This is a genomic window from Metasolibacillus sp., from assembly GCF_025291715.1.
Classification (GTDB): Bacteria; Bacillota; Bacilli; order Bacillales_A; family Planococcaceae; genus Metasolibacillus; species Metasolibacillus louembei.
Genome location: NZ_JAMBIZ010000031.1, coordinates 16,015 through 39,590, shown reverse-complemented (window position 1 = coordinate 39,590; position 23,576 = coordinate 16,015). Strand labels below are relative to the sequence as shown.

The 23,576-nt window shown below is 33.5% G+C and carries 23 protein-coding genes; 22 read left to right on the top strand and 1 reads right to left on the bottom strand.

Annotated elements, in window-relative coordinates; genetic code table 11:
- Positions 1–46 precede the first annotated feature (46 nt).
- Positions 47–1,402 (bottom strand): transposase, encoded by a 1,356-nt coding sequence (locus M3Z76_RS16010; protein WP_293926855.1) that lies wholly within the window; start codon positions 1,400–1,402, stop codon positions 47–49.
- Positions 1,403–1,674: 272 nt separating this feature from the next.
- Between M3Z76_RS16010 and M3Z76_RS16005 the strand changes: the two genes are divergently transcribed.
- From M3Z76_RS16005 to M3Z76_RS15900, 22 genes are all read left to right on the top strand, one after another.
- The gene (locus tag M3Z76_RS16005) at positions 1,675–2,487 is read left to right on the top strand and encodes a flagellin N-terminal helical domain-containing protein (protein ID WP_293926852.1); all 813 of its coding nucleotides are present in this window, start codon (positions 1,675–1,677) and stop codon (positions 2,485–2,487) included.
- 76 nt (positions 2,488–2,563) lie between these two features.
- Entirely contained in the window at positions 2,564–3,379 is an 816-nt protein-coding gene (hag, locus tag M3Z76_RS16000) for a flagellin Hag (RefSeq protein WP_293926849.1), read from the top strand.
- Positions 3,380–4,465: 1,086 nt separating this feature from the next.
- Positions 4,466–6,193: a motility associated factor glycosyltransferase family protein gene (locus M3Z76_RS15995; protein ID WP_293926846.1), complete on the top strand. Its 1,728-nt coding sequence runs from the start codon at positions 4,466–4,468 to the stop codon at positions 6,191–6,193.
- Positions 6,190–6,537 (top strand): hypothetical protein, encoded by a 348-nt coding sequence (locus tag M3Z76_RS15990; protein WP_293926843.1) that lies wholly within the window; start codon positions 6,190–6,192, stop codon positions 6,535–6,537. Before M3Z76_RS15995 ends, M3Z76_RS15990 begins: the two co-directional genes overlap by 4 nt.
- Positions 6,537–7,754: a motility associated factor glycosyltransferase family protein gene (locus M3Z76_RS15985; RefSeq protein WP_293926840.1), complete on the top strand. Its 1,218-nt coding sequence runs from the start codon at positions 6,537–6,539 to the stop codon at positions 7,752–7,754. The genes M3Z76_RS15990 and M3Z76_RS15985 overlap by 1 nt, the downstream gene beginning before the upstream one ends.
- A complete protein-coding gene (locus tag M3Z76_RS15980; protein WP_293926837.1) occupies positions 7,738–8,775 on the top strand; it encodes an NAD-dependent 4,6-dehydratase LegB in 1,038 nt (345 codons plus the stop codon). Before M3Z76_RS15985 ends, M3Z76_RS15980 begins: the two co-directional genes overlap by 17 nt.
- On the top strand, positions 8,772–9,926 hold the full coding sequence (locus M3Z76_RS15975) for a LegC family aminotransferase (protein WP_293926835.1): 1,155 nt from the start codon (positions 8,772–8,774) through the stop codon (positions 9,924–9,926). The genes M3Z76_RS15980 and M3Z76_RS15975 overlap by 4 nt, the downstream gene beginning before the upstream one ends.
- Positions 9,927–9,929: 3 nt before the next feature.
- On the top strand, positions 9,930–11,057 hold the full coding sequence (neuC, locus tag M3Z76_RS15970) for a UDP-N-acetylglucosamine 2-epimerase (protein ID WP_293926832.1): 1,128 nt from the start codon (positions 9,930–9,932) through the stop codon (positions 11,055–11,057).
- A complete protein-coding gene (gene neuB / locus M3Z76_RS15965) occupies positions 11,054–12,130 on the top strand; it encodes an N-acetylneuraminate synthase (protein ID WP_293926829.1) in 1,077 nt (358 codons plus the stop codon). The genes neuC and neuB overlap by 4 nt, the downstream gene beginning before the upstream one ends.
- Positions 12,120–12,746, top strand: a complete 627-nt coding sequence (locus tag M3Z76_RS15960; protein ID WP_293926826.1) for an acetyltransferase — start codon at positions 12,120–12,122, stop codon at positions 12,744–12,746. The genes neuB and M3Z76_RS15960 overlap by 11 nt, the downstream gene beginning before the upstream one ends.
- Before the next feature lie 4 nt (positions 12,747–12,750).
- Positions 12,751–13,797, top strand: coding sequence for a nucleotidyltransferase family protein (locus M3Z76_RS15955; RefSeq protein ID WP_293926824.1), 1,047 nt, complete (start codon positions 12,751–12,753; stop codon positions 13,795–13,797).
- Positions 13,794–14,468: an acylneuraminate cytidylyltransferase family protein gene (locus M3Z76_RS15950; protein WP_293926821.1), complete on the top strand. Its 675-nt coding sequence runs from the start codon at positions 13,794–13,796 to the stop codon at positions 14,466–14,468. The genes M3Z76_RS15955 and M3Z76_RS15950 overlap by 4 nt, the downstream gene beginning before the upstream one ends.
- Before the next feature lie 103 nt (positions 14,469–14,571).
- On the top strand, positions 14,572–15,681 hold the full coding sequence (locus M3Z76_RS15945) for an N-acetyl sugar amidotransferase (RefSeq protein WP_293926818.1): 1,110 nt from the start codon (positions 14,572–14,574) through the stop codon (positions 15,679–15,681).
- Between the two features lie 22 nt (positions 15,682–15,703).
- Positions 15,704–16,840 (top strand): glycosyltransferase family protein, encoded by a 1,137-nt coding sequence (locus M3Z76_RS15940; protein WP_293926815.1) that lies wholly within the window; start codon positions 15,704–15,706, stop codon positions 16,838–16,840.
- Positions 16,841–16,858: 18 nt separating this feature from the next.
- On the top strand, positions 16,859–17,800 hold the full coding sequence (locus tag M3Z76_RS15935; protein ID WP_293926812.1) for an NAD-dependent epimerase/dehydratase family protein: 942 nt from the start codon (positions 16,859–16,861) through the stop codon (positions 17,798–17,800).
- Between the two features lie 159 nt (positions 17,801–17,959).
- A complete protein-coding gene (locus M3Z76_RS15930; protein WP_293926809.1) occupies positions 17,960–18,355 on the top strand; it encodes a flagellar protein FlaG in 396 nt (131 codons plus the stop codon).
- Between the two features lie 26 nt (positions 18,356–18,381).
- Entirely contained in the window at positions 18,382–20,748 is a 2,367-nt protein-coding gene (gene fliD, locus M3Z76_RS15925) for a flagellar filament capping protein FliD (protein ID WP_293926806.1), read from the top strand.
- Positions 20,749–20,760: 12 nt separating this feature from the next.
- On the top strand, positions 20,761–21,120 hold the full coding sequence (gene fliT / locus M3Z76_RS15920) for a flagellar protein FliT (protein WP_293926803.1): 360 nt from the start codon (positions 20,761–20,763) through the stop codon (positions 21,118–21,120).
- A gap of 27 nt (positions 21,121–21,147) precedes the next feature.
- Positions 21,148–21,540, top strand: a complete 393-nt coding sequence (fliS, locus tag M3Z76_RS15915) for a flagellar export chaperone FliS (RefSeq protein ID WP_483310181.1) — start codon at positions 21,148–21,150, stop codon at positions 21,538–21,540.
- Positions 21,541–21,882: 342 nt separating this feature from the next.
- On the top strand, positions 21,883–22,425 hold the full coding sequence (locus tag M3Z76_RS15910; RefSeq protein WP_293926798.1) for a competence protein ComK: 543 nt from the start codon (positions 21,883–21,885) through the stop codon (positions 22,423–22,425).
- A 98-nt stretch (positions 22,426–22,523) separates the two neighbouring features.
- On the top strand, positions 22,524–22,928 hold the full coding sequence (gene fliS / locus M3Z76_RS15905; RefSeq protein ID WP_293926796.1) for a flagellar export chaperone FliS: 405 nt from the start codon (positions 22,524–22,526) through the stop codon (positions 22,926–22,928).
- 207 nt (positions 22,929–23,135) lie between these two features.
- Complete coding sequence (locus tag M3Z76_RS15900) at positions 23,136–23,531, top strand: PilZ domain-containing protein (RefSeq protein ID WP_293926793.1); 396 nt, start codon at positions 23,136–23,138, stop codon at positions 23,529–23,531.
- Positions 23,532–23,576 lie beyond the last annotated feature (45 nt).

The following is a 23,576-nucleotide window of genomic DNA, read 5'->3' as shown; positions in this document are numbered from 1 at the left end:
TTCGGAGCTTAGACGGCTCCCATTTTAAAACTTGCGTTTTTAAAAATTAAGCTGCTTGTTGTTTTTCATTTAGTAACACATTCATGCGATCTACTGCTAATTTACAGGCATTATAAACAAACGTGACGAAATGGAAGTGCAGTTTTGCCTTTCGACCCGAACGATGACGGACATTATTTAATTGGAAATACCCTTTTAAATAGGCATTTACACGTTCTACAGCGGTACGTTCTTTGTAAAGATGTTTCCATAATTCAGAGCCACGTGCAGGATAGGTGTATTTCCGAATATCTGTTTCACATCGGATTTTAAACACTTTTTGACACAAGGAATCGTCTCTGAGCGGACATGTTGCAAATTCTTTTGGTTGTGTGAATTTGAGCGTACGGTACTTTTCATCAAAACTATCAAAACGATAGCTATGCTCACGCACACAAGTGGGTCGGAAATGTTCATCAAAACCAACGATTTCACCTTCATTCCGAATATTATAAGGAATGATGACACGCATCGTTTGTGCGAATGCTTGTCGATAAATCGGTTCATAATCGTATCCCGCATCAAACAAAGCGGTTTGAAACTGCTCAGGTAAGAGAACAGCTAACTTTTTGAGTAATGGAATCGCCGCTTTACTATCCGATAAATTACCGGAAGACATGATGCGACTCACAATGTACTGACTCTTCGTTGAAACAGCGAGATGTCCTTTAAAACCGTACCAGAATGTATTTTTGCCATCACTATTCTTCTTGATGCCCCAATGGGGTTCAATCGGCATATCTTGCCACAGTGTTTCAACTGGAATAGCTAATTGTGCTTCTAATGTCTTTTCGTATGTCGTTAAGTTGGCTTCGATTTTGGCTTGTTCAGCTAAATAAGCAGCTTGTTCTTCTTTCGTTTTACGACCACGTTTCTTAGGTAGCGCTTTTTCCTTTTTTTCAGAAGGTTTCGATGCGTCACGTGATTCAAAATGTGTGGCATCCATCGCGATCTGTTCATCGCAAAGAAAACCTTCTGTGAAGGCAGTTTGAATGAGCTGATCTTGCATATAATCCATTACATTTGATTGACTGATCACATCAATCATACGTGAATAAGAAGCTTCCGAAGGAACAACGTCTGAGAAAAGGAAGCCACAATCCAGATAGAATAAGACATCGTTCGCTAAACGTTTGACCAAATCCTTCATCGTAGGAATACGCTCAACAATACGGATGATGAGTGACCGAATCATGGCACCGTAGTTTAACTCGCGCGGAGCGCCACGCATCGTCTTTTTCGAAAACAATTGACCAATCGGTTGGATATCGATTGTGGCGAAAATCGCATCAAAACGACGAGAACTTTGCATATTGAGTAATTGCTGGATGTCAAATAGACTCATTTGTTTTACAATAGTCATAGGGCATTCACCTCTTGGTTAAATTTTGGTTTGGTCACTAAAAATTATACCAAATTGGGGAGGTGCCCGTTTTTTATTGTTTGAAACCCCTTGATAGGACAGGGGTTAGAATTATGAAATTAACTCAGTTAAAAAATTTTTAAAAAACTATTAAACATTTAAAAGATTATACGATATATATTATGTAAGGTCACAGTAGCGTTTACTACTAGGACTGAACTTTCCCACAAGGATGTGGGTCATATAAAAAAAATTCAAGGAGGAATTCTATTATGAGAATTCAACACAATATTTCAGCATTAAACACACACCGTAACTTGACTTTCAACAATACTCAAGCATCTAAAAATCTTGAGAAATTATCTTCAGGTTACAAAATTAACCGTGCGGGTGATGACGCAGCTGGTTTAGCAATTTCTGAAAAAATGCGTGGACAGATCCGTGGTCTTGATATGGCTACAAAAAATGCGCAAGACTCAATCTCTTTAATTCAAACTGCTGAGGGTGCATTAAATGAAACACATGCGATTTTACAACGTATGCGTGAATTAGCAGTACAATCTGCAAATGATACAAACGTATCATCAGACCGTGCAGATTTGCAAAAAGAAGTTGATGCTTTAATATCAGAAATCACACGTATCTCAACAGACACAGAATTCAATACGCAAAAATTATTAACAGGTTCATTCGATAGTAAAGTATTCCATATTGGTGCTAATGCAGGTCAATCAATTACTCTTACTATTGGTAGTATGGCTGCAAGTGCAGTAGGTGTTTCAGCAATCTCTATTTCTACACAAGCCGCAGCTAACACAGCAATTACAACAATTAACTCAGGGATTACAAAAGTATCAGACGAGCGTTCAAAATTAGGTGCTATTCAAAACCGATTAGAACATACAATTAACAACTTAGGTGCAACATCAGAAAACTTATCAGCAGCAGAATCACGTATCCGTGATACAGATATGGCAAAAGAGATGATGGGCTTCACTAAGAACAATATCTTAATGCAAGCTGCGCAATCAATGTTAGCACAAGCAAACCAACAGCCACAAGGCGTTCTTCAATTATTACAATAATTAAATTAGAACAATAGATTTAATCTAATCCACAAGGATGTGGGTTATATAAAAAAATTCAAGGAGGAATTCTATTATGAGAATTCAACACAATATTTCAGCATTAAACACACACCGTAACTTGACTTTCAACAATACTCAAGCATCTAAAAATCTTGAGAAATTATCTTCAGGTTACAAAATTAACCGTGCGGGTGATGACGCAGCTGGTTTAGCAATTTCTGAAAAAATGCGTGGACAAATCCGTGGTCTTGATATGGCTACAAAAAATGCGCAAGACTCAATCTCTTTAATTCAAACTGCTGAGGGTGCATTAAATGAAACACATGCGATTTTACAACGTATGCGTGAATTAGCAGTACAATCTGCAAATGATACAAATGTAACATCAGACCGTGCAGATTTACAAAAAGAGATTACAGCATTGACTGCAGAAATCACACGTATTTCAACAGACACAGAGTTTAATACACAAAAACTATTAAACAGCGACTTCCAAGGGAAAGTATTCCATATTGGGGCGAACTCTGGTCAATCAATTACACTTTCTATCGCTAATATGTCAGCAGGTGCTTTAGGTTTATCTGCAGGTGTAGTAATTACTTCACAAGGCTCTGCCAATGATGCAATTACAATTATCAATTCAGCAATTACAACAGTATCAGATGAGCGTTCAAAATTAGGTGCTATTCAAAACCGATTAGAACATACAATTAACAACTTAGGTGCAACATCAGAAAACTTATCAGCAGCAGAATCACGTATCCGTGATACAGATATGGCAAAAGAGATGATGGGCTTCACTAAGAACAATATCTTAATGCAAGCTGCGCAATCAATGTTAGCACAAGCAAACCAACAGCCACAAGGCGTTCTTCAATTATTACAATAATCAATATAAATCTAAAGGGTGTCGGGAAAATAAAAATTTCCTGGGCATCCTTTTTACTATATTTGGAAGGGTGAGGGCTTGCTTATTTAGGTTTTATAATATTTGTTGGGGAATTAAAAAAGTATAAACACACTTTTTATACACTTGAATTGACTAGAGACAAGCAATAGATAGGTGAGATGTGATATATGGATTTTAACATGATATTACCAAGGAAAAGATTGGGATAATAAAAGAGTGAGAGTCAGAGATAATGATTTATTGCTCATCTTGTTGCAAAATGATAGTGAAAATACATAAGGATTGTATATAGAAAATGAAACATCTCAAATTGTTTGAACATTTAATATAGCTATCAACATCGATGTTACATGTTGGTTGGTGGTAAGTGATTTACTGAAAAAACCGTTATCAACGGTTTGTGAAAGAAGATCATTAAACGTTGCGTATTCATGCAATTAAAGAGAAAATATTTAATGAAGCAACCGTGGAAGAATTAGTGGCTAGTGTGGGAATACCAAAATCTATTACGATAGATGGATACAATGGAAGAACAGGTGTAGGGAAATTCTAATTAATTGGGAAATGAGAGAATCAATTTATAGCTTGCAAAATTGCAGGCGAGAAACAATAAAAGACTTTAAAGTACTATGTGGAAGTTACTTTTTTTTAAAAGTTTATGAGCTGAAAACATTTATTATGAATTGTTTGTCATTGTGACATAAAAAATAAGATGACGAGAAAGTAAAAGAAGATTAAAAGACCTTTACTGCAAAGTAGACAGTGTTAAAAAGATTATCGAAATGGCAGATAGAAATTTTATGTTAGGTGTATTCAAATAGTTTTGGAAAAGGATTAACAGCAAAACGAAAATGGTGTAATGAGATATCTATAGATTCAGATGTTTCACTAACTCTAAAGCAAAAATCGTATTGAATTTAACAGTATGAAAATCAAAATGATTATAAGAAATGAATTTTATTTAAAATAAATTCACCTCAACATTTTTAATTTTAAGAATGTAAGAGCCTGAAGTGCTACTTTATTATTTTTATGAAATACCGATATAAAATAGAGGTGAAAATTTTGTCAGAATATAATATAGAGTATTTACAAACAAAAGCAGGTTTAGATACAGTTATGGTAAATGGTTATTTACTACATAGTAAATACGCACCATTACAAGAAGCTAAACAATTAGCAAAGCGAGAGGTTCAACAAGATTATATACATATCCTTTTTGGTAATGGATTGGGATATATAGGAAATGAAATAGCCGATTTATTAGAGCAAAAAGGAAATTTAATTGTCGTAGATCCATTATTTAATCAACTTAAACAAAGCCTAAAACCACAGGTTAATAGTATTGTGATTAAATCTATGGATGAAAATAAAATCAAAGAACAATTATTACTACAGACAGAGAACTTTGAAAGGAAAATAAAGGTGATTTGTTCACCAAATTATGATAAATTATTTCAACAAGAGTATATAAGATTATTGAAAATTGTGAAAGATTATCAAAATACATTACTGGTTAATGAAAATACAATAAGATTATTTAGTAAATCGTGGCAGGAAAATTATGTGAAAAATTTGTTATTTATGTGTGAAGATATTTCTTTGCAGGAGTTAATAGGAGCATATACATTACCAGTTATTATAGCATCAGGTGGACCATCATTAACTAAGCAACTTCCAAAATTAAAAGAAATAGCACCGTATTGTATCATTATTTCAGCAGGATCTACAATTAATTCATTACTAGCTGCTGGTATAGAACCTGATTATATCGTATCAATTGATGGGGCACCAGAAAACCTAATACACTTCAAAAATTTACAAACAAAATCAGCTAAATTAGTATATTCTGTTGGTAATTATTATAAAATACAAGAAGAATATAGAGGCGAAAGAATAGCATTTATTCCAATGAAAGAGGAAAGGTTACAAAATTACATTAAAAGTAAAATAGGTAGTAAATTCCCTGTGGTTTTTGGTGGGGGATCAGTTGCTAATTTTGCTTTACACATAGCTACGCTAATAAGTAGCGGACCAATTGCTATAATAGGTCAAGATTTGGCTTATACTAATAATGAACTACATGCTAAAAATAATAGAAATTCTGAATTATTTGACGAGGAGGAAATACTTAATAGTCGAGAGTTGTTAGAAATTGAAGGATACCTTGGAGATAAGGTATACACAACTTATGAATATTTACCAATGAAAGAAAGTTTTGAAGCATTTTTGAAAACTGAAATTTATAATAATGCAATATACAATTGTACAGAGGGGGGAGCAAAAATTATTGGTATGGAGCAAATACCCTTTGTAGAATTCTGCACAACATATATACAGCCTTCATCAGAAAAAGTGCAAGAGAAAAATATTACTTTTAAACATAATTCAATAAAATTATCTTCATTTATCAATACTATGGAAAAGGAATTGTCTATATACAAAGAGATGAAAGTAGAAATCAAAATTGCACTCAAAGAAGTAAAGGCAACTGAAGCTACGTCGACTTTTACACTTAAAATATTGAAAACACTAGATAAGATTGATAAAAAGCTCAAAAAAAACTTTAATCTTGTTATTTTAGAAAGAATTGCAGATCCACTTATTTTAGATATAATGACAAACTTCAAACCAAGTAAAAAGGAAACAAAAGTGGATGAATTTAATAGAATATACAAGCAAAATATATTGATGTATAGTGGATTATTATATGTGATAGAACAGACAGAGATTTATGTGAAGGAAGTTATTGAAATGGCTAATAGGCAATTAACGCAAGGAGAGATAATATGAATAATATTATAAATGAAACAATTGAAAGCTATAATCAATATATGGAGAAAATCCCAGTAGGTGCTTTATATATTGCAGAGTGCTTGAGAACAGATAAAATTTCAGAGGCACTTTCAGACATTACTGCATTTTCAGAAGGAGTTCTTTGGCTTATTGATGTAAAGATACTATTAGCGAGAAGCCATATTAATGCCCAATTGGAAATTGAGAAAATTCAAGAATTTTTAAGTGAAATAAATATGGGTCTTGAAATAAATGATTATGTATTAGTTGCAGATATGTTTGAATATGAAATTGCTCCTTTTTTTGAAGAACTTGTTGTAAATAAAGTGAGAATACTCTAGTGAACTACGAGATTGGTTTAGCTAAGAATGGTGAATACACATTAATGTTAAACAATATCAACATCTATAGTAAGTATAAGCCTAGATGTGATGCAGAAGCATTTATTCAAAAAGAATTTGATAAAAACGCAGCAGGTTATTTTTTGGTGGGCTTAGGTTTAGGTTATCATTTAGAGGCAATTTTAAAACTTGCGGGAGAGAAATTGGTTGTTGTTTTGCCGTTTTCAACCAAGGAGCTGACTTTTGCACGTAAATATATAGCAAATGAAAATATCTTAAATGCGTCAAATATTGAAATTGTAAATGCTCATACTTTAAATAAAAAGGTATTAGATGATATGCAATTTATTATTCCACTACCATGGATGAAGGCCATAGGTATTTCCCATCCTTTATATGAATTTTTGGAAGGAATAAAGGAAAGACAAATGAGTTATCAGTCTTCAGCGCTTTTAATGGAACAAAATTTTATACAAAACTTAGCGAATAAACATATTTTTTCTACTTCTTTTAAAGGGCAATTTAAAGAGAAATATGCATGTTTGATTGCAGCAGGACCATCACTTGATGAAACGATAACCACTTTAGAAAAAATAAAAGATAAATTTTATATCCTTTGTGTTGGAGCTGCATTAAAGCCGTTGCTTGCAAAACAAATTAAGCCTAATGCAGTGATAGTTTCAGACGCCTCTCCACTTACTATAGAGCAAATGAAGAATGTGGGATATGAAGGGATGCTATTTTATCTTTCCACTGCTAATAGTGAGTTAATTAATATGCATAAAGGCGACAAATGTATTTTATTTCAAAAAGGCTATAATTTATCAGAGGCATACGCAGAACAAAACCACTTAGATTTATTTGAAGTAGGTGGTTCTGTATCCACAATCGGACTATCTTTACTTCGATATATGGAATTTGAGACAATACTGCTGTTTGGTCAAGATTTGGGTTTTAAAGATAATTATACCCATTCTAAGCTGTCGCCTTCTTATACAGCTATTGCTAGTCAATATAAATATCACAAAATAGTAGCTAACAGTGGGGAATTCATAAATACAAGAGCAGATTGGACTGTTTTTAGAAGATGGTTTGAACAAGAAGTAATAGAGTGTAATATGAATATTTATAACACAGCATGGCATGGAGCTAAAATTGCTAATATACCGTATATTAGCGAGAGCGAAATATTATCAATGTATGAGACATTACCATAGTAAGGGAGGGGAGCTAGTTTTGAAAGGCAAAGTATTAGTAACAGGAGCTGATGGTTTCATTGGCTCTCATTTAACAGAGCAATTAGTACGGGAAGGCTATGATGTACGAGCATTTGTTTATTATAATTCATTCAATTCATGGGGCTGGCTTGACCAGTCATCGCAGGAGATTAAATCACAACTAGATATTTTTTCAGGAGATATTCGTGACCCATATGGTGTAAAAGAAGCGATGAAGGGCTGTACGTATGTCCTAAATTTAGCAGCACTTATTGCAATCCCTTATTCCTATCATTCGCCAGCAACATATGTAGATACGAATGTAACTGGTACATTAAATGTAGTACAAGCAGCTAGGGAATTAGGTGTGGAAAAAATAGTGCATACATCAACGAGTGAAGTATATGGAACAGCTTTATATGTACCGATTGATGAAGATCATCCATTACAAGGACAATCACCATATTCAGCTTCTAAAATTGGTGCTGACCAAATGGCTTTATCATTTTATCGTTCATTTGATACACCTGTGTCGATTATTCGTCCGTTTAATACATACGGTCCACGTCAATCAGCACGCGCGGTTATTCCAACAATTATTAGCCAGCTAGCAAGTGGAAAAACGACAATTAAACTAGGTGCAATTAGTCCAACACGTGATTTTAATTACGTGAAAGATACGGTACAAGGCTTTATTTCTGTTATGAATTCTGAAAAATCAGTAGGTGAAGTTATCAATATTGGTTCGAATTATGAAGTATCCATCGGAGAAATTGCCAAAATGATAGCAAATATTATGGGTGTTAGTTTAACAATTGAAACAGATGAACAACGTCTTCGTCCAGAAAAAAGCGAAGTAGAACGTCTTTGGGCAGAGAATAAAAAAGCAAAAGAGCTTCTTGGATGGGTTCCACAATTTGGTGATAAAGATGGCTTACATAAAGGCTTGGAAGAAACAATTGAATGGTTTACAAATCCTAAAAATTTATCTCATTATAAGGCAGATGTTTATAATATATGAATAAGCAATGGACAGAGTTTACTGATAATATTAAAAGTTTATATGGAAAAGATTTTGTGGCATTACATGAGCCAACATTTAATGAAAAAGAAATCAACTATGTGACAGATTGTGTGCAAACCGGTTGGGTGTCCTCTGTTGGATCCTATGTGACAAAATTTGAGGAAGATTTAGCTAGATTTGTAGGTGTTAAGCGAGCCGTAGCCGTAGTCAATGGTACAGCTGCCCTGCATATTGCATTGCAAATTGTTGGTGTGGAGGCAAATGATGAAGTATTAATACCATCTTTGACCTTTATTGCAACTGCAAATGCCGTATCCTATTTACAGGCTATTCCTCATTTTGTTGATGTAAATGAAGAAACATTAGGCGTCAGCCCATTTAAATTAGCACAATATCTTGAGGAAATCACAGAGCTGCGTAATGATGAACTTTATAATAAACAAACAAATCGTCGGATTAAAGCTTTAGTGCCGATGCATGCATTTGGCCATCCTTGTATGTTAGACGAACTTGTTGCTTTATGTGATAAATATAAGCTTGTCCTAGTAGAAGATGCTGCAGAATCACTTGGTAGCTATTATAAAGGCAAGCATACAGGAACATTTGGAAAAGTTAGCGCCATGAGTTTTAATGGGAATAAGATTATTACAACAGGTGGCGGTGGGGTGATTTTAACAGATGATGAGACGCTTGCTGATTATGCAAAGCATTTGACAACAACTGCTAAAGTACCACACCAGTGGGAGTTTGTGCATGATGAAATAGGCTATAATTACCGTATGCCTAATATTAATGCAGCTTTAGGCTGTGCACAGTTGGAAAAGTTACCTCAATTTATTGAACAAAAGCGTTATTTAACACAATTTTATGAAAGACTAGTAGAGAATATTGAAGGTGTTCAATTATTTAAAGAACCGATTGATACAAAGAGTAATTATTGGTTGCAAGTACTTTTACTTGATAAACAGTATAATCGTGATGAAATACTAGGTTTTTTAAATGAACAGGGCGTGATGAGCCGTCCTATTTGGGCCCCATTACATGAACTTGATATGTATAAAGGCTGTCCAAGAATGGATTTATATGTAACAGAGCAATTAAAACAATATGTGATTAATATTCCCAGTACGCCAACGAATGAGGTATAATGCGTGAAGAAAAAAATTTGTGTTGTAACAGGAACAAGAGCAGAGTATGGACTACTATTTCCTTTATTGAAAAAGCTTCAACAAGATACGGCCTTTTGTTTACAAATATTGGTGACAGGTGCGCATTTATCACCTGAGTTTGGAGAGACTTACAAGCAGATTGAACTTGATGGTTTTAAGATTGATGAAAAAGTAGAAATGTTATTATCAACAGATACTGCCCTAGGTGTAGTAAAGTCAATGGGACTTGCAACAATTGGTTTTGCAGATGCACTTGCTCGTTTGCAACCAGATTTAATGATTATTTTGGGAGATAGATTTGAAATGCTAGCTGCTGCGCAATCTGCCCTAATTATGCAAATACCAACTGCGCATCTTCATGGTGGTGAATGTACATTTGGAGCATATGATGATGCGATTCGCCATTCTATTAGTAAAATGGCTACATGGCATTTTACAAGTACTGAATCACATCGTAAACGTGTAATTCAGCTTGGAGAGGCTCCTGAGCGGGTATTTAATGTTGGTGCAATTGGTATTGAAAATATTATGGGATTACAGCTATTGGAAAAAGATGAGCTGTTTGAGCAATTGCAATTATCTAAAGAACAACCACTGTTTTTGATTACCTATCATCCTGAAACAAATGGTGAAATAGATGGTATTTTTAACTTGTTAAAGGCTTTAGAACATTATCCAACTACTAATTTACTGTTTACAAAGTCTAATGCAGATAATGGTGGACGTAGAATTAACAAAGCAATCCAAAATTTCACCAAAAGCCACCCCAATGCAAAATTATATGATTCATTAGGACAGTTGAAATATTTAAGTGCTGTTCAGCATGCAGAGATTGTTTTAGGCAATTCATCAAGTGGGCTAATTGAAGTACCGTATTTAGCAACAGTGACGGTGAATTGTGGAAATAGACAAGAGGGGCGAGAGCAGCCTAATTCTGTATTCAATACAACTCTCCAGACAGATGAGATTTATCGTACAATTGAAAAGGCACGAAAATTTAATGGTGTATATGACCAAATTTTCGGTGATGGTCATGTATCAGAAAAAATACTAACTATTTTAAAAGAAGTGCCGTCATTTTCTATAAAAAAGGAGTTTTACGATTTATGAACAAAACATATATCATTGCAGAAGCAGGCGTGAATCATAATGGTTCATTAGAAATGGCAAAAGAACTCGTCACAGTGGCAAAGGAAGCAGGAGCTGATGCAGTAAAATTTCAAACATTTAAGGCGGAAAATCTAGTCATAAAAGAAGCAAGGCAAGCTAATTATCAAGTAAATAACTTAGGTGAGGCAACATCGCAATTTGCTATGTTAAAAAAATTAGAGCTAAGCTATGAAGAATTCACAGAGCTACAAATTTTTTGTCAATCTCAGAATATCGCATTTTTATCGACACCTTTTGATTTTGAGAGTGTCGATTTTTTACTAGGTAAATTAGAGATGGAAATTGTCAAAATTCCCTCAGGTGAATTAACGAATGCACCGTTTATTCATTATATGGCTACAAAACAAAAGCCTATTATTTTATCAACTGGCATGGCAACAATTGAAGAAATTCATGAAGCGTTAGCCTTTATTGCATACGGTTTAGCAAAGCCTTCTGAAGTTGTTACGGTAGAGCTTGTTCAGCAATTTTATAAAAAAGAACAAGCTAAAAATATATTGAAACAGTATGTGACGTTGCTTCATTGTACAACACAATATCCAACGCCTCCTGCTTTGATTAATTTGAATGCAATGAATGAGATGAAGCAAATTTTTCAATTAGCGATAGGTTTTTCTGATCATTCTGAAGGTATTCATATACCGATTGCAGCTGTTGCCATGGGTGCAACAGTTATTGAAAAGCATTTTACATTAAATAAAGATTTGGAAGGTCCGGATCATGTAGCCTCATTGAATCCAGATGAGCTAAAGCAGATGGTTAAGGGAATCCGAGAAATCGACCAAGCATTAGGTGATGGGATAAAGCGACCAACTGATTCGGAGTTAGAAAATCGTATACCAGCACGAAAAAGCTTGGTAGCTAAAAAGCCAATTAAAAGAGGCGAAGTATTTTCAACTAGTAATATGGCTATAAAAAGACCAGGAAATGGTATTTCACCTGCGAAATATTGGTCATATATTGGAGAGATTGCTAAAAAGTCTTATGGTGAGGATGAGTTAATTGAGGAGTAAAGAAATTATAATCATTGGTAATGGGGGACATGCCTCAGTATTAACTGAAATTCTCTTAGCACAGGGAGAAAAAATACTTGGTTTTACTGCACCTACAGTGGAGAATAATCAATTTTCGCTTGAGTATTTAGGAAATGATGAAGTGATATTGAATTACTCAACAACTGATATTGAATTAGTGCTAGGGGTAGGTATGGTTGGCCCTGCATCATTGCGCAAAAACATATTTCATTGTTTCAACATACAAGGTTATGTATTTAAAAATATAATACACCCATCTGCTATGATTGCTCCATCAGTGATATTTGGACAAGGAGTGCAAATAATGGCAGGGGCTATTATTCAAACTAATACAAAAGTTGCCGATAACACTATTATAAACACTGGAGCAGTCATTGATCACGATTGTCATATTGAGCAGGATGTACATATTGCGCCAGGAGCAAAGCTATCTGGAAATGTCCATGTACGACAGGGGTCACATATTGGAACAGGGGCTACGATTATTCAGGGAATTGAGATTGGGACTAATTGTTTAATTGGCGCAGGTTCTGTAGTTGTGAAGAGTATTAATAGTGGAGTAACTGCATTAGGTGTACCTGCAAAGGAGGTATGATGAGATGGAGAAATGGAAACAAATATTGATGATGAGGAATCAAACATTATTAGAAACTATGAAAATTATAGATGCTTCCTCTTTACAGTTTGCTGTTGTCGTAGATGAAGAACAACATTTACTTGGCACTGTTACAGATGGAGATATTCGTCGAGGTATTTTGAGAGGAGAAGGCTTAGATGTATCAATTGGAACTATAATGAATGCACATCCAATTTTTTTAAAGAGTGGACAGAAGCCTTATAAATATAAGCAATTTATGCATCAGAAGCATTTGAAGCAATTACCTATAGTAGATGAAAATAATAGAGTTGTGGACATATTATTTATAGATAATATAGAACAATCACTAAATAAAAATACCGTTATTTTAATGTTAGGTGGATTAGGAACTCGACTTAGGCCTCTGACAAATGATATACCTAAGCCTATGCTAAAAGTAGGGAATAAACCTATATTAGAAACAATTGTGGAAGGTTTTAAACAGTATGGTTATACAAATTTTATTTTCTCTGTTAATTATAAAAAGGAAATTATTCAAGACTATTTTCAAAATGGAGAAGCTTTTGGTGTAACAATCAAGTATATTGAGGAAAATAAGCGTATGGGAACGGCAGGGGCTTTGTCCTTACTATACGAAAGACCATCAGAACCTTTTTTCGTGATGAATGGTGATTTATTGACGCAAATCAATTTTGAAAAGCTTATGCAATTTCATATGGAGCATAATTCTGTCGCAACAATGTGTGTAAGAGAGTATGAATATCAAATTCCTTATGGAGTTATCGAAACAAAGGGAGCAGATTTGATTAGTATTAAAGAAAAACCTATACATCGAAGTTTTATTAATGCAGGTATTTATGTCTTGAATCCTGAGATTTTCAATTTTATACCTAAAAATCAATTTTATGATATGCCAACTTTATTTGAGCAATTAATGGAGCAAAAAAAACAAATATCTGTATTCCCAATTCATGAATATTGGTTAGATATTGGCCAAATCAATGATTTTAATAGAGCAAACAATGAATTCAAGGAGCTGAATCAATGAATCCAAAGGTTTTAGCAGTCATCCCAGCACGAGGTGGTTCTAAAGGCGTTGCTAGAAAAAATATTCGTAATCTTGTAGGAAAACCATTAATTGCTTGGACAATTGAAACTGCTCGACAATCAAAATACATTGATAAAATAATTGTGTCTTCAGAGGATGATGAAATAATAAAAGTGGCTAAAAAATACGGCGCAGAAGTACCATTTGTTCGTCCGGCATATTTGGCAGAAGATACAACTACTAGCATAGAGACTATTCTACATGCGATTGAACAATGTCCAGGCTTTGATTATATTGTATTATTGCAGCCTACTTCTCCATTAAGGGAACCAGAAGATATAGATGGTTGTATTAAGAAAGCTATTGAAGGAAAGGGCTTTTGTGTAAGTGTTTGTGAGGTGACAGAATCGCCATATTGGATGTATACATTAAGTAGCGCTAACAATATGCAGCATTTAATAGAAAGTCCTCTCATTGGTAGACGACAAGATTTACCTAAGGTCTATACACTAAATGGAGCTGTTTATGTAGCTAATATTAGAGATTTGAAACAAACAAAAAGTTTTATAAATGAAAATACGGTGGCATATCAAATGCCTAGTGAACGCTCATGTGATATTGATACAGAATTGGACTTTATCATATGTGAGTATTTAATGAAATCATCTTAATTCGCTAAATTTTTTCATAGCTGAGATGAAATAAAATTTTATATATAAAGTTTTATTTGGAAAAGTTATTTGATTTAAAAAATAACAAAAAGGTGGAGAAATAATGAAATATTGCAAAAAGTGTGTAATGCCTAATACAAGGCCGGGAATTTATTTTGATGATGAAGGTATTTGTCAAGCTTGTAGAGCCGAAGAACAAAAAGATAGAACTAATTGGGCTATGCGTCAACAAGAATTAGAGGCTTTATGCGATAAGTATAGAAGAAAAAGTGAAGGGGAGTATGACTGTATTATAGCAGTAAGTGGCGGAAAAGATAGCCATTTCCAAGTACATTATTTTAAAGAAATAATGAATATGAATCCTTTACTAGTATCAGTGGAAGATAATTTCGAGATGACAAATGCTGGGAAACACAATTTAAAAAATCTCTCTGAAAGATTTGGATGTCATTTAATTACATTGAAGCCAAACATAAAAGCCCAAAAAGCAATTATGAAAAAGACATTTGAAAATTATGGGAAACCAACGTGGTATGTTGATAGGTTAATTTATACATATCCTTTACATATTGCAAATAAATTTAATATTCCATTAATTGTATATGGAGAGAATATTAGCTATGAATATGGGGGAGAGGATAGGGTGGAAACAAGCTCTGCTAAAAATCAGCTAAACAATGGTGTTGCTTCAGATATTCCATATGAGGAGTTACTAGATGAAAATATCAGCGTAAATGATTTAATGTTTTGTAATCCTCCAACACAAGAAGAAATTGATAAGTTAGAACCAATTTATTTAAGTTATTTTGTCCGATGGAGTAGCTATGCGAATTATATTTTTGCTAAGAAAAATGGCTTCAAAGATTTGACACATGAATGGACAAGAGAACATACCTTTGAAAATTTTGATCAAATTGATACACCAGCATATTTAATTCACCCCTGGTTGAAATATCCTAAATTTGGACATGCAAGTGCAACAGATTACGCTTCAAAATATATTAGATATGGAATTATTGATAGAGAAACAGGTATACAATTAGTCAAAAAATATGATCATAAAGTTGATCAAAGAGCTGTTCAAGAGTTTTGTGAATTCCTTGGATACCGCCTCACTGAATTTTATTCTATTGTTGAACAATTTTACAATACAGATCTTTTTGAAAAAAATAAATTTGGTGAATGGCAGCTAAAAAAACCTATTTGGAATTAAGTGAGCAAGGGGACTTCAGAATATGAAAAAGATATTAATCTTAAAAGGTCAATCACAATATAATTTATTGAGATATTGGACGGATGCCTTGGCAGTAGGTTTTGAAAAGCAAGGTATAGACGTAACAATTTTAGATTTAAAAATACTAGATGACCATATTCTGTCTATGTACTTGCAGGAAGAATATGAAGCGGTTATTGCATTTAATGGATATATGTTACAATCAGGGTTTTCTGAACTATTAAAATGTCCATATATATATATATTGATTGACCATCCGATTGACCATATCGCTAGAATAAATCAACTTAAATCTACTGATATACTTACAATAGTTGATAGAAATGATATCTACTCTTTAGATAGATTTTGTAAAATGCCAAACTATGTGTATATGTTACCTCATGCAGCGCAGGAGATAACTGCGAAGAAATATGATAAAACGATTGATGTTTTATTTTCAGGTACCTATATAGATCCTGAAAGTTGTAAAGAAAGATGGAAAGAAAATGAAATATTACTCAAACTTTTTGAAGATGTAACACAAAAATGTTTATCTCAAAGTGAATCTTATTATATTGATGAGATAGACAAATGGCTAAAGCAAGTGTACAAAAGGTCAGTGGATTTTAAAGTAGACACTTTTACACCACTAATAAGCGATATTGGGCGCTATATTTATGCGGTAAGACGTTTGGAGGTATTAGAAGCTATTTTGAAATCAGGCATAGAGGTATATGTTTATGGTAATGGATGGGATAATTCAGTGATTATGAAGTATGATAATGCAATTATTCGTAGTGGAGTAAATTATTGGAAATTACAAGAGATAATGAGATATTCAAAAATTATATTAAATATTGCAGGTATCGCAAAAGATGGAACACATGAAAGAGTATTTGCGGGTATGGCTGCTCAGTCTGTAGTATTAACAAATGAAACACCATATTTAAAAGAGTTGTTTGAAGAAAATGAGGAATTGCTATTTTATAACTTTAATCAAATTGAAGAAGTTCCTCAAAAAATAACAAGAATATTAAAAAATGAATCAGAACTAAGTAGAGTTTCGCATAATGCTGTACAAGCAATTATAGATAAGCATACATGGAATGAGCGAGCGAAGGCATTGATAGAAATATTAGAAGCTGAGATACACTAGAAGGTAGGTATAATAGTTATGCAAAAGCAAAGAATAGTTGTAACAGGTGGCGCAGGGTTTGTTGGGTCAAATTTAGTGAAAATGTTAAGGGAAAATACTGATAACGAAATCATTGTAATTGATGACTTATTTTCAGGTAGCATAGAAAACTTAAAAGGTTTAGATGTTGAGTTTGTGGAAGGAAGTGTGTTAAATAGTGATTTACTAAATAAATATATTACAAAGGATGCCATGATATATCATTTAGCTGCACGAAATATTATAGCAAGTGCTGTAGATCCTAGAAAGGATATGGAAACAAATATTCAAGGAACATTTAATGTATTAGAGGTAGCTAAAAATAATTTTGCTAAAAGGGTATTGTACACATCGACTTCTTCAATTTATGGGAATCCCAAGTATTTACCAATTAATGAAGAAGATAGTGTTAGTTTTTTAAATTTCTATTCTGTTAGTAAATATGCTGGGGAAGCCTATGCGAAAGTTTTTTATGAAGCATATAACCTGCCTATTACTGTAGTTCGATATTCTAATGTTTATGGTTATAATCAAAGATCCAGTAATCCTTATAGTGGTGTTATTGGGAAGTTTATAGATAGTGCTCTGAAAAACTCTATGTTGAATATACATGGAGATGGAGAACAAACTAGAGATTTTACGTTTGTAGAAGATGCATGTAGAGCGACTATTCTAGCTGCTCAAAGCTATAAAGCAATTGGTGAGGCTTATAATATCGGTACAGGAATTGAAACTTCAATAAATCAACTAGCAAGTATAATTATTAATTTAACTGACTCGAAATCGGATGTTCAATCTATTGAAAAAAGAGATATTGATAATTTGAGAAGACGTGTAATGAATATTGAGAAAATGAGGTATCAATTGAAATTTTCTCCTGCGTATACATTAAATAAGGGTCTACAAAAAACAATTGAATGGCAATTAGAGCAAAATAAATAAGAATATAAAACTAAAGTTGCACTAATATCGCAAAATAAATTAAAGCTAGAATTTCATTTTTTCTTGATGTTTGATAGAAATACTGAAATTCTTTTTTTTTTATCCGATACTAATAATAAGGATATGGATATCTGTATTAGATTCAAGGAGGATGAAAATATGCGTATTACAGGAAATGCAGATACGAACTCAGTGACTATAAACAAACCAATATCTCAAAGTAAACCTATCGTAGAAAAAGTAGTACATCAAGAAAGTGAGACTACAATTTCAAATTTGAACGCAATACCTATTAGTGAACAAGTACAACAACTAAACACTGAAAGTGAAAAGAGTACAAAAGTGCAAGAAATAGTTGAAAAAATGAACAAAATGTTAGAAGTTCATAACAATTCATCAAAATTTCAATATCATGAGGGCTTAGATCGATACTATGTAACCGTAGTGGATAGGGAAACAGAAGAAGTGATAAAAGAGATACCACCTAAAAAACTTCTTGATGCTTTTTATGAAATGCAGAAATTTTTTGGCATGATTGTAGATAAGAAAATTTAAATATACCTTAAAGTGGAGGAATGAATATGGTAATGCGAATTGGCGGATTAGCATCTGGTATGGATATAGACGAATTAGTAAAGAAATTAATGACGGCTGAAAGGGCACCATTAAATAAACTTTTCCAAAATAAACAACGTTATGAATGGCAACGAGATGCTTATCGCGATGTAAATAAGAAATTAAAAACATTTGATACGTATATTGCTGACAATCTAGTGTTAAAAACTTTGAATTCCAAAACAGCATCGAGCTCAAATTCAAATTTAGTTTCTGCTGTGGCAACAGGTAAAGCGACAGGAACGCTTTCAATTGAAGGTGTATCTCAATTAGCTGAAGCTGCACGTATCACAAGTGGACAAGTGAATGCTAATGGTGCTACAAAAATGAATACACTAACTTCTGGTACTATTGAATTTAGAGCAGTTCAAGCTGATGGAACAATGGCTAGTGAGACAACAAAAATTGATATTACGAATGATATGACGGTTAATGACTTCGTCAAAAAAGTAAATGAAAGTGGGGCAGGTGTATCAGCAGTTTTTGAAAATGGGCGCTTTTCATTTACAGCAAAGAATACAGGTAAGGGAAATATCGAAATTGTAGGAAATACAGGTGGTATGAATCTTACAACTGGAGCTGGAGCGAGTATTCGCGAAGGCAAAAATGCAATTTTTCAAATAAACGGTATTGCAACAGAACGTTCTACTAATACATTTACTGTAAATGGATATAGTGTTACTTTGAACTCAACATTTAATGGTGAACGAGCTAATGCTGAAAAGTATAATGCAGCCTATAGAGAATGGAAAAATACAACTTCAGCTGCATATAGCCAACAATTGATAGATGCTGGAAATGCTAAGCAAACAGCTACTGACGCTTATAATGATGCAGAAACAGATTATAACAGCGCTAAAACAGCATTTCTAGGTACAGTATCCATTTCAGAAGGAGATAGAACGGCATTTGCTACTATTAATAATCCATTGTTAGCTCGTAGTTTAAGTGTAGGTGAAGTAAGCACAATTAGTAGTAGCGTAGTTACAAGTGAACAAGAGTTACAAGATTGGTTAGATTCTTCAGGAGATGAAGCACTTAAGCAAAAATTAAAGGATGCGAATGTGACATTTGACCAATTTAATGCAATGAAGTCACTTGACCATGATAAATTGCAAAGTCTATCTGCGCAATCTATGTATGATTCATTAGGGGCATCGTTTTTAGGTGGACTGACAGCTGATGAGAAGAATTTACTAAAAGGAATAAATCCATCAACAGAAGAAGATTTCAATTCTCAAATCGCTACTTGGTCAAATGGATCTGATGATGAAAAAGCATTGGCTGCTAAGCTAGCAAGCTTAAATAGTGCTCAAAAATCTAATTTACGTCAATTATCGGATGAGGATTTAGATAAAATGACGGACTTAGGAACTGCACAACTTAATCGTAACGCAAAGCTTGGAGATAAAAATGTGAAAGATGCTGAATATCAATCATTAGTAGATAGACAGGCTACTGCTCTCACTAATTTTAAAGAGGCGTATAAGCAACAAAAGGGGACTGATTATACAACTGGTGATCCAGGAGAAATTGCCGAAGCGGATATGCCGGTAGCTTCAGCAACACCAGTAACATTAACATCTACTACAAATGTAGATGATATGATGCAGAAAATTAAAGATTTTGTTAATACTTACAATGGTTTAATTAAAGATTTAAAAGACCAAACTACTGAATCAAAATATCGTGATTATGCTCCTTTAACATCTGAACAAAAAGAGACGATGAAAGAAAATGAAATTAAGCTATGGGAAGAAAAAGCGAAAAGTGGTTTACTTCGTAATGATGCGTTGATTCGTGAAGGGCTTAATCAAATGCGCTCTCTCATCTATGAATCTAACCCAGGATTAGAGGATTCTAAATTTAATACATTATTTAGTGTAGGTATTACAACATCTAAAAACTATAATGAGGGCGGTACTCTGGAAATTGATGAAACGAAATTACGTCAAGCATTAGAAGAAGATCCAGATGCAGTAGAACGCCTATTTAAAAATTCAAATGGTAAAAAAGAAGATGTTATCCAAGTAAATGAAAATGGGAATGTTATTTCTAAAACTGTTGATACACGTGGCTATTTAGATAAACTACGTGATTCAATGAAATCATTTGAAATTTCTATTGAGAAAAAAGCTGGACGCTCAACAATGACAGATGCCCAATACTCTATTGGTAAGAACTTGCAGGATTTAGAAAGTCGAATTAAAACCTGGCAAGATAAGTTGAAAAATGTAGAAGCACGTTACTGGAAACAATTCGGTGCAATGGAAGCTGCAATTAATAAAGCAAATCAACAATCAGCAATGTTATTTTCAGGTCAACAACAGTAAGGAGTTTAACTAATGGATAAACTTCAGCATTTATTACAAACCTCGGCTAAACTATATCAACATTTGACGGAAATTCCTTCAGGTGAAGACCGTAATAGCTATATCGAGCAGATTAGTATATTGCTTGAAGAGCGAGGCGGTTTTATGCAAAATTTATTAGCTGATGGCTTTAAATTTGATAAAGCTAACCGCTCACATCAAATGCTAGCAGAGCTCGACAAAGGTATCCGTGAACGACTCGACAAAGTGATGGAGGCTGTGAAAGAGGATATGAAAGAGCTAAATAATGCAAAGAAGAATGAAAAACAATATATCAATCCTTACTCAAGCGTTAGCACAATGGATGGACGTTATTACGACAATAAGCAATAATAAGGAGTGTCTTTATTGACAGCACAAATGAACGCTTACAACGCATACAAACAAAATAGTGTAACAACTGCTTCACCAGGTGAATTGACGTTAATGCTATACAATGGGTGTATTAAGTTTTTAGGCAAAGCAAAAGTCGCTATTGAAGAGAAAAATATTCAAGAGAAAAATACGAATATCCAAAAAGCTCAAGCAATTATTGCAGAGCTGATGTCTACACTAAATATGGATATTGAAATTTCTAAACAAATGTTGCCATTGTATGAGTATATGAATCATCGTCTAGTTGAAGCCAATATTCAAAATAGTATAGAGATTGTTGATGAAGTAGAGGGGTTAGTAACAGAATTTCGTGATACATGGAAGGAAGTTCTAAAAATTACACGTCAACAGCAATTTGGTGGCACACAGCAAGTTTAATTAATAAAAAGGCCGTATAAACCAGATATTACTCTGCGTTTATGCGGTCTTTCTTTGTCTTATTTTGAAAACATTTGTCGATTTATAGATTTTTTAACAAAACATATAGACATGCCAAAATGAATGATTTAATATATATAAAAATCACTAAAATATTACATTATTTTACTTATTTGAGGTGATTTTGTTTATATTTATTTTGTGTTAAGGCAATAAAAGGAGGGGGGGAAATATTTTTTGTCGATTAAAGCATAATTGATAGTTCAAAAGTATATCTTTTCAGGATTTTTGGTGCAATGAATACTCATTTTATATTTTTTGTATAAGGTAAGGGGGAGCATTATGAATTTATTAGAAAATTATATTTTTACTATTGAAACAGTTATGTTAGCTGAAGGAACAAATGAATATGGTGAGTTTTACTCAATTGTTGTTGAGAAGCAGCGAGTTTTGCATGTTGCAATGTCGAAACAGAAATTATTAGAGTATAATTTGAACCATTTTGGATCGAGCTATAGAGGTGCAAGGGATGGATCGCGTGCAATTTTAGGGAATGTTCATGTGTATCCTATTGCTATCAATCCTGCACAAAATATTTATTGGTTTCCAACTGAATCAATTACTTCGCCATCGAGCGTGTGGGTTGCGTTACATTGCTTAACCCATTATGAGGATGCAGGAAATGGATGTACGAGATTTATTTTAACAAATGGTAGAAGTTATTTCGTTCCAGTTCGTTATAAAGCTTTTAGAAAACGCGTTGACCAAGCTCTTCTACTAAAGGCAAAAATGGAGCAGCGTACACAGCATATGTCGTCGACTGTTTTAGAGCGTTTATCAGAATATGAAACGATTAATTTAACGGATACCTTGTCTCTCTATTAAAACTATCCTTTCACAAAACTGTTGCTTTTTTACTAGCTAATCTAATGAAATATCATGTAAAATAGTAACAAATAGATTGGATAAGGGGATGTCAACCATTGTCAGCACATACATCTGCATTTAATGCGTATAAGCAAAATAGCGTTACAACAGCATCGCCAGGTGAATTAACGCTCATGTTATATAATGGTTGTTTGAAATTTTTAACGAAATCTAAAAGAGCGATTGAAGAGAAAAATTTCGAAGAGAAAAATACGAATATAATAAAGGCACAGGCTATTATTGCCGAACTTATGTCAACATTAAATATGGATATTGAAATTTCCAAGCAGATGCTTCCATTGTATGAATATATAAACCGACGTCTTATTGAAGCGAACACGAAAAATGATACAGCGATTGTAGTGGAAGTGGAAGGTCTCGTGACGGAATTCCGCGATACGTGGAAGGAAGTATTGAAAATTACACGTCAGCAGCAGTATAGCAATACAAATGAAGTATAAATGACGAATCGTATCCACAAAGCAAAGAGGAGCTTTGTGGATTTTTACATATTATCCCTTGTAATTATTTCGCTATATTTTAGTTGTTTTTAATTAGTTATAAAGTCCTGTTAGTGAAATAGTAATAAAGATGATAGACGATTATAGATACTTGTTGAATAATGAAAGTAACAATAAAACGTCCGTATGTAGATAAGGAGAGATTTAATGTTTTTTAAAAGAACAGAAGGCTTTCGTTTTTCATTCGATGAGCCTATTCAAGCAAAAGTGAAAATGCTTATAAATGGTCAAGCTATAACCAAGGGTGATAAGGAGATTTTTGAGGCAAGTATATTAGATATTAGCCCACATGGTATAAAAATGTTTGCAGAAACAAACTTTAATGAAGGGAATTCTCCAGTTCCATTGCTTGAGGTTCAGTTTATTTTAGATTCCAGTGTGATTGTTGGGATCGGTGAAATTGTTTGGACAAAGGATTTTGGAAGTGGTAAACATTATGGCATCGTCTTTCAGGATCAAGCTTCCCTTGAGGATTTAATTATTAGCGAATTGAAAATAAGACGTCGAAGAGAGGTGAAGGAGGCAAAGCTCACAAAAAGTTAGCACCATAAAAAATGTCGATATTTGAAAAAAGAATTTTAAAAAAAG